This window comes from Methanocalculus sp., from assembly GCF_029762515.1.
In the GTDB taxonomy this organism is placed as follows: Archaea; Halobacteriota; Methanomicrobia; order Methanomicrobiales; family Methanocorpusculaceae; genus Methanocalculus.
Genome location: NZ_JARVGN010000503.1, coordinates 1 through 1,422 on the forward strand (window position 1 = coordinate 1; position 1,422 = coordinate 1,422).

2 protein-coding genes are annotated in these 1,422 nt (G+C 54.4%); both read right to left on the minus strand.

The annotated features are described in order from the left end of the window. The coding region (locus QCH34_RS12640) for a DNA glycosylase (RefSeq protein ID WP_300334654.1) at positions 1-213 on the minus strand (213 nt) is incomplete at its 3' end. A gap of 2 nt (positions 214-215) precedes the next feature. Beyond that, positions 216-1,422, minus strand: a 1,207-nt coding sequence (locus tag QCH34_RS12645; protein WP_300334656.1) for a hypothetical protein, incomplete at its 5' end; no start/stop codon positions are given.

Sequence of the window (1,422 nt, forward strand, 5' to 3'; positions counted from 1 at the left end):
CAGATCAAAATACCTGATTATATCTTCTTCCGGTGCTCCTGAGAAGCGGAGGTGATCTCGATCCTGCCTGATCCGGACAGGCTTCTGGTCAAGAATCCCGCACCACCAGTTCCCGCGTTTCTCCCACAGGAATACCTGCCCGCAGGCAAGTGTCCTGTCAAGATCGAACGGGAGGGCATCTCCTTCAAGCCGGAGCGTTCTGTATGGTGGCACCTCTACTCCCCGGTGATCAGTCCACAATCTTTGAGCATTTCATAGACCTCTTTATCCTCCTCTTCAAATTCTGAATCGGCTTCATAATGGTATGATATCCACCGAACCCGCATCCCCTCTATCCGGTTATAGAAATACCAGGCAGGCTCGCCAGTTTCCGGATGAAAGATCAGGCGGAAGAAGGGGAGGATCTTCATCGGCTCTCCGCCCCTCCCCGAATAGAGGTAGAGGGATTCTGAATCAAGGGGGATGAGTGAGGTGATACTCATCCCGGGAAACCGTGTCCGTGTCCCGGTGACGGACAGCACCTGGCAGGAGAAGATCCCGTCCCGGTAAACAGCTGCGCCGGGAAGAATTACCCGCAGATGACTGAAACGATCCCTGATGCCTTCCCGGAACCGCTCAAGGAGTCTCTCCAGCGTGGCAAGCTGTTCTTCATCATCTCTCTTTCCTGTGATGCCTCCATGTCCCTTCCAGTCGTTTCTCAGGTCGGCAACCTCGTCAAGAAGGGCAAAGAGCCTCTTGCTCGTCACCATGTCGATGAATTCACGATCAGGGTTGCCAAAGAGCCCTGCCATCTCGTCATACCCGTTATCCCCTGCGATCTTCTTTCGTATCTGCCGCCCGGCTCTCCGGCAGAGGATGATCCAGCTGCGGAAGGTGGCATTCATGTAGATATCGCGGAACTCCGGGTTCTCATCCAGAAGGTCGATCTCTTCCCCTCTCATGATCGGATCAAGTGCTGAGAGGAGAATGCCGGCGATAAACTCAGCAGATGCCTCAAAAAAATTGAGAAGGTGGCTGACCTTCTTAGCAGGAGTCCCTTCTGCATGATAGATCCAGAGTATTGATGCCAGTGGAAACGGGAGTGTCTCCATCCATTCGGTGATCCCCTCTCCTTCCCTCAGTCTTTCGAGCTGGCCAAGCACCGATCGCGTGGAGTGGGGGCGCATCCAGAGTTCTCTCTGGATCGATCCAAGCCGATCTTTTGCCGACTCGATCGAGGCGTTGATGGCAATCACCTCTGCCTGGATTTGCGGGGGTGGCAGGTAGATCTCTGTCTCTGCAAGAGTGCTGGCGAAATGTTGAATTGTCCTGGATCTTCTCATCACAAGCTCCCGGATGCCCTGTCCCAGTTCAGTCTGGAAGAACCGGATCAGGTATACAGGCTCGACTGTTCCGGGGCGAAGCAGGATGCATGCGGCATCT